Origin of the sequence: Acinetobacter sp. WC-141, assembly GCF_000313935.1 — a bacterium.
Lineage (GTDB): Bacteria > Pseudomonadota > Gammaproteobacteria > Pseudomonadales > Moraxellaceae > Acinetobacter.
The window spans coordinates 39,421-45,922 of record NZ_AMSS01000059.1 but is presented as its reverse complement, the minus strand read 5'-3'; the positions used below and the strand labels follow the sequence as shown (position 1 = coordinate 45,922).

General features: G+C 37.2%; 8 protein-coding genes. 3 read left to right on the top strand and 5 right to left on the bottom strand.

Going from position 1 to position 6,502, the window contains the following annotated elements:
• The 3 genes from ACINWC141_RS12245 to ACINWC141_RS12240 all read right to left on the bottom strand — a co-directional run.
• Nucleotides 1-118: IS3 family transposase (locus ACINWC141_RS12245; RefSeq protein ID WP_009391566.1), on the bottom strand; the 118-nt coding region annotated here is incomplete at its 3' end.
• A 53-nt stretch (nt 119-171) separates the two neighbouring features.
• The gene (locus ACINWC141_RS20110) at nt 172-339 is read right to left on the bottom strand and encodes a hypothetical protein (RefSeq protein ID WP_009391630.1); all 168 of its coding nucleotides are present in this window, start codon (nt 337-339) and stop codon (nt 172-174) included.
• Nucleotides 340-619: 280 nt separating this feature from the next.
• Nucleotides 620-1,168, bottom strand: coding sequence for a TetR/AcrR family transcriptional regulator (locus ACINWC141_RS12240; protein WP_009391588.1), 549 nt, complete (start codon nt 1,166-1,168; stop codon nt 620-622).
• 1,125 nt (nt 1,169-2,293) lie between these two features.
• Between ACINWC141_RS12240 and ACINWC141_RS12235 the strand changes: the two genes are divergently transcribed.
• The gene (locus ACINWC141_RS12235) at nt 2,294-3,196 is read left to right on the top strand and encodes a helix-turn-helix domain-containing protein (protein ID WP_009391601.1); all 903 of its coding nucleotides are present in this window, start codon (nt 2,294-2,296) and stop codon (nt 3,194-3,196) included.
• 110 nt (nt 3,197-3,306) lie between these two features.
• Nucleotides 3,307-4,308, top strand: a complete 1,002-nt coding sequence (locus ACINWC141_RS12230) for an aldo/keto reductase (protein WP_009391556.1) — start codon at nt 3,307-3,309, stop codon at nt 4,306-4,308.
• A gap of 45 nt (nt 4,309-4,353) precedes the next feature.
• On the opposite strand, the gene ACINWC141_RS12225 is transcribed toward ACINWC141_RS12230, so the two are convergent.
• Nucleotides 4,354-4,746, bottom strand: a complete 393-nt coding sequence (locus ACINWC141_RS12225) for a hypothetical protein (protein ID WP_009391549.1) — start codon at nt 4,744-4,746, stop codon at nt 4,354-4,356.
• Between the two features lie 20 nt (nt 4,747-4,766).
• Nucleotides 4,767-5,510 carry a hypothetical protein gene (locus ACINWC141_RS12220; protein WP_009391559.1) on the bottom strand — a complete coding sequence of 248 codons (744 nt, stop codon included), beginning with the start codon at nt 5,508-5,510 and terminating at the stop codon, nt 4,767-4,769.
• 232 nt (nt 5,511-5,742) lie between these two features.
• Between ACINWC141_RS12220 and ACINWC141_RS12215 the strand changes: the two genes are divergently transcribed.
• On the top strand, nt 5,743-6,366 hold the full coding sequence (locus ACINWC141_RS12215) for an EamA family transporter (RefSeq protein WP_009391590.1): 624 nt from the start codon (nt 5,743-5,745) through the stop codon (nt 6,364-6,366).
• Nucleotides 6,367-6,502: the final 136 nt, after the last annotated feature.

The following is a 6,502-nucleotide window of genomic DNA, read 5'->3' as shown; positions in this document are numbered from 1 at the left end:
TTTGCATTGAAATGCTAAGTTGTCTGGCTGTTTCCGAGACATTGCCTTGATTGGCTTCAATTAATTTGATGGCTTCAGCTTTAAATTCTGTGGTGTAAGTCTTGTGTTTCTTGCTCATGGTAAACTCCTGATGAGTGTGTTTAGTTTACCAAGTTAAAACCTCCTGTTTTTTCAGCACACATCATATTTTTCATGTATTGCATCGATTAAACGTTGAGCTGAATCATTTACAGCTAATGGACTATTTCTTAAAGTTAAAGTAGTTTCACCAGTAGTATTAACTTCTTTTTCTAACTTATGGACAATGTATTCATTAATTTCACATATTGCTTGAACCATAAAAAATTAATCCTAAAAAAATTAAAGATAGTTTATACATTAAATTATCTTTAAGTCTTTATAAATATTTTATATTTTTAATTTTACTATTACTATAGTAGATTAGAGCCGCACGACATAAACTGTCGCCGCAAGAAGTTATAATATTTTTCTAACTAAATTTTAAATATTTCTGATATACAATATTTTTAGTTACTATATTTTTAATCTTAAATTCATTTTTATTTAATTTAATCCTAATATAATTATAAAAGCCCAACTCCCGTCAGGCCTTCCCCGATCAAACCCGACTTAAAAAATAGTCGAGCAACGCATCCCTTTCGTCGGTGTTATTGGTCCCCACAAGCTGAACCATCGCGCCATCAATCACAAATAAAAACATGTGCGCATCTTCAACTGTAGCAGTCTCTTTTACAGTTAAAAGGAGTTTATGAATTTCTTTAATGAACCAGTTCCGATAGTCAATCACGAGTTTATATGCTGCTGGATAGATCTTTTCAATTTCAAAAATGGCTTTAAATGGCAACCGATAAAAGCCCTCTAAATTTGCATGCAAGAGGTAAATTTTCTTGAGTTTATCGAATGCCATGAGTTCGCGGTACGAATGAATAATTGAAAACACCTCATGTTTTAATGCATCTAGTTGAAAAGTTAAGCTCATCTGAATGAGCCTTTCTTTGGAGTGAAAATAGTTATAAAAAGTGGCTTTGGGAATTTTAGCTTCCTCAATAATTCGATCTATACCGATATGAAACCCATGTTGTTTAAATAAACCTTTTGCCGTGTGGAGCACGCTTAATGCTCTAAATGAAGCTTCTAAATTTGGCATTTTTATACCGATTAAAATAATTTTTTGTTGTATGTAAAAGAGATAGAAATGCCGTCGCTCTTAAATTGAGCGCTAAAAACAGGCATGCAAAAGCCGCACAAAAATGGTGTGCTCGCCTATCTCAGGTTTTATTGTTGCTATGATTTTTAGTCGTAATGACCTATGTCTTAAAACCTAGAGTCGGTTAAACCGTTTTAAAGACCAGTGCGATATAGAGGTAAAGATTTTGGCGAAGGTTGCCAATGAAAGAGATGAAATAGTGCGCATAACGGCGAACTCCTTTTGATTTAGAAGAGTCTTACTAATTACTGCTAAATAATGGTGGCAAGACTAGAAGGGTTAGCAGACTGGTACAAAAGGAAACCAGCACACCCGAAGGTGTCCCTCCTAGCCTCACCATAAAGGCGTGACTTAAGAGAACGCACAAAAACCAAAACAGCATTGTTGTGCGCCTTTTGTAGACGGTCTGCTAAAACCGGCTGGCAATGTAGGCCAGCAGGCAAAGGATAATCCGCGTGTTTTTGAGTGTCAATGTAAGGTTGAATAGAAATTGGTTAAATAATTTTTGTTTTCATTCAATTAGATATTTAAGCTAAAAAGACCTTCAACTTAAATTTAAAAATATCATGGTAATAATAAAAATGGTGGCAGAACGAAAAGAGATTAGCAGACTGGACACACAGAACCAGCACACTCGAAAGTGTCCCCTTATCGCTCTACCATAGAATGGTGGTAAAACGAAAAGAGGTTAGCAGACTGATTTACCCAAAAATCAGCACACCCGAAAGTGTCCCCTTATCGCTCTACCGTAAATGGTGGCAAAACGAAAAGAGGTTAGCAGGCTGGGTACAGCACCAGCACACCCAAAGGTGTCCCCTTTTCGTTCTACCCTAAAGTAGTTTGCAGGCAAAGAATAATTCTCAAGATTTTAAGTGTCAATGCTCATATATTATTAATTTATAAAATATTTTTATTTCTAACGGCTCATTTTTTCATTGTTAATTTATCATTCATTTTCAAACCTGTTTAAATGAACAGATTGATCGCGCTATAAATAAAAGCTACAGTAAATAAAGTTTGAATTTTATAACTTTAAATAAATTGATAACGCATGCAGGCAAAAACATGGAAACCATACATGATTTTTATCGCCGCTTTTCTTTAACCAGAGATAGCGATTACTCGGTTCCATCAACTTCGTTTGGACATTTCAACGTGTTCCAACGCGATGCCTGCTCGTTTTTAACGCCTTATAGCCGCCGTGATTATTATAAAATTTCATTGGTTTTAGGCACAGGCGAACTTCACTACGCCAACCGCTGGATACGAGTCGACCGCCCTGCTTTACTGTTTTCAAACCCAATGGTGCCCTATGCATGGGAAATTAATTCGCCTGAACAGGCAGGTTGGTTTTGTCTATTTACCGAAGAGTTTGTAAACCAAGAATCAAGACAAAGCTTTTTAAAAGACTCACCGCTGTTTAAAGTTGACGGCGACCCGCTATATTTTTTAAACGACCAACAGGTTGAGGAAATTTCATTTATTTTCAAAAAGATGATGAGTGAAATAAATTCAGACTATATTCATAAATACAACGTTTTAAGAAACTATTTGCACCTGATTGTGCATGAAGCCATGAAAATGCAACCGACCCAACAGTTTGAAAAACATAGTAATGCTGCGGTTCGGATTTGCCATTTGTTCTTTGAATTATTAGAGCGCCAGTTCCCAATCGACTCGCCCCATTTTCAGCTTAAACTCAAAACTGCAAATGACTATGCCTATGGCTTGTCGGTGCATGTAAACCATTTAAACCGAGCTGTAAAAGAAGCTACAGGCAAAACCACGTCTGAACATATTAGCTCGCGCATTACGCAAGAAGCTAAAGCGCTGCTACAACACACCAGTTGGAATATTTCCGAAATTGCCTATAGCTTAGGCTTTGAATATTCAGCGTATTTCACCAATTTCTTTAAGAAAAATACTGGCTTTTCGCCTAAAAAATTCCGCGAAGACTGTGTAGCCTAAAACAGATTGTTTGAATTTTATAATTATTGGTTTGAATGTTATACGTCAGTTTGAGCCAAAGCATTTTATAGTTTTTCTACTCAAGTGATTTTGCAAAAAGAGTGTGAAAAATGAAATATAGAACTTTAGGACAAACAGGCGAAAAAGTATCAGCACTTGGTTTAGGTTGCATGGGAATGAGCTTTGCCTATGGTGCCTCAGACGACACACAAAGCATTGCCACTCTAGAAAAGGCATTAGACCTCGGCATTAACTTTTGGGACACCGCCGACATGTACGGCAACGGCGCAAACGAAGTTTTACTCTCAAAAGTTTTAGAAAAACATCGCGACAAAGTGTTCTTGGCGACCAAATTTGGCTTTCGTTATAAAGAAGACAACCTTAACCCACAAAACTCGTTAGAGTCTTATATCGATGGTTCTCCAGAATGGATTAAAGTTGCGGTCGAAAATAGTTTAAGACGCTTAAATACAGACGTGATTGATTTGTATTATGCACACCGTATTGACCCAAACATTCCAGTTGAAGACACGATTGGCGCAATGGCTGACTTGGTAAAACAAGGTAAAGTTCGTTATTTAGGACTCAGTGAAGCTTCGGCTGAAACTATTCGTAAAGCGCATGCAATTCACCCGATTGCAGCGGTTCAACATGAATATTCATTGCTTACTCGTGAACTGGAAGATACGCACTTTCAAACTATTCGTGAGTTAGGTATTAGCCTTGTGCCGTATTCACCGTTATCGCGTGGTTTAATCACCAATACGCTTGATGTGAGCAGCCTAGACGAAAGTGATTTCCGTCGCCAGTTACCACGCTATCAAGGCGACAACTGGAAAAATAACCAAAGCTTAGCGCAAGCATTTAGTGACTTTGCTCAAAGCAAAAACGCGACAGCAGCTCAACTGGCTTTGGCTTGGATTTTGGCGCAAGGTGACGACATTATTCCAATTCCGGGTACGCGTAAAATCGAACGTCTTGTAGAAAATGCGGGTGCTGTAGACCTTCATTTAACAGCAGCAGATTTGGCAGAAATCGACGCGATTATTGCCAGATATCCAAACATGGGCGCACGCTATAACGCTCAGCAACTTGCCGCGGTGAACCACTAATATCTAAGCCATAAAAAAGTCCGACTCAGTGTCGGACTTTTTTATTTAGTTTTTGCTATAACTGCCTTGCTGGCGCCCACCTTCCCAAATCGCGTCTAAGGACTTGTCAGAAATCGATAGGCTTTCAGGAAATATACTTAAATCCTTTTTAAATTTAGCCTCGGGTTTTAAACCAATACAGTCACCGTTTTTCCACCATGTACCTTCGGCATATTGATCTAAAGCGCCATAAGCCAACATCCATTTAAACTTACCATCTGGCTGAAGTAAAAGCTCGGAACCGACTTCCATCACACCATGTAAATAATAGTGCCCGCTCCAAGCTTGGTCAGCCTGCTGAAATTTCACCTCTTTGCATGTGCTGGTTGGCTCTGCATAAATTTGAGCAGAAATCGCAATCGTAGAAACGAGTAGCAACCGTGCAAATCTATTTATCATTATTGTGTTCCTATCGTTTTTTATTTTCCGGACTCAACTTTTAAATACGTTCCATCTGCATAAACATTATGTCCAAAGCCACACCCCGAGTTACCCTCGTTTTGTTTAACTTGAATATAGTTTCCTAATTTCGCGTTAGATTTAAAATCGAGCTGAATGCGGCAGTCTTCATTTTTATAGATTGTTTGCTTTTTATTAGTCGGCATTTTGGTGTCGAACTCGCCCATGTTTGGGCCGTAAATTAAGCTTCTAAGGCCCATATATAAACCCGCATAGCTAATTGCATATTGGCCCTGCTTACGACTTACCGTGATGTGGTCCCACTCACCAAAGCCAGAATAACGGACATATTCACCTGACAAATCATTTGAGGCTTTAGGTGCAGGTAATTGCTTAAGATTAAACTGGCTCGATTTTGATTTTTCATCAAGCATAAACCACGATCTTGCCCAAAGTGGCTGACCCAATTTTGCATAGGCTAAGCCCACATTATTGTTAGCAACTTCAATATCACGGTCGGTAAATTTAACTGTGGTTTCATCTGCATTGGCTTTACAAAATGCAGTCCAAGAGGCTTGGTTCTGGAAATTTTCTAGCGCCTTTTTATATTGTTTTTGGTCGTAGTTTTTCTTACCTAAGCTTGCGTATTGCTTCACTTTATTACAGCCTTGCTGTAACTCTTGTTCAAAAGAAAACTCTGCATGTGTGACAGCCAAAGCCGAAAGTGTGAGAACCGCGCAACCTGAAACAATAGATTTAATCATTTTTAAAATTCTTTAATAATTAACTAATTATATAATATGAGTTAGCTCTATAAATCACAATTCTCTGAAACAAAAGTCTATTACAATGCTTTTAGTCTTTAATAAAAATTCATTAAATTAATTTAGAATAAATCGATATAAATATTAAGCGTTAACTCATTATTTAAGTTGAATATTCACCAAAAAAATAATGTAGACTGCATGCGGTGAAAAATTGCGAAGAACTATAACAGTGAATAATTTAATTATTGGAACTTTATTTGCACTCTGTGCGGCTGCACTCAATGCCTCTATTGGTGTAATTAGCAAATTACTTATGCACAGTGGTTTAAACCCTCAAGATATTGCCTTTTTAAAAACAATCATCGCCTTTTTCTTTTTAAGTGTTTTTTTATTTAAAGTCCCTGTTAGCCAAAAAGTTGCTTTTATTAGCAGTACTCCAAGCAAACTCAGCGTTTTTACTCAAATTGCGATATGTGCTTTTTTAGGAATTTTTTCACTGTTCTTTTTCGAAACTATTGCCTACAACCATGGGGCCGCGGCCAATGTGGTGGTGGTACTCATGGCCTCAGCTGCTATTTCAGCTTTATTTTTTGGCCGATTAGTTTTAAAAGAAAGCATCTATATCCATTCTATTTTGGGAACATTATTAGCCATTTTGGGATTTTATTGCACCACCAAAGCTTTAACATATTTACCAGCAGCAAAAGTACAAGTGACTGAACTTTCAGAACCCATTTTTGCAGCACTGATGGCTTGGGTTTTCATTCATGAACAGCCGACCTTATCGTTCTTATATGGCGCAATTTTTATTATTTCAGGCATCTTTTTAATGAACAAAGCGCCTAGGCCATGACTCGAAAAAATTTATATCTTATTGAAAATATAGAATCTATTTAATTAACATCCAATAGTATAGCGAGCTCTATTTAAGGCTCACTTTTTTAAGAAATATAATTAATAAAACTGTAGAGAGCTTTATTTAATTTAAA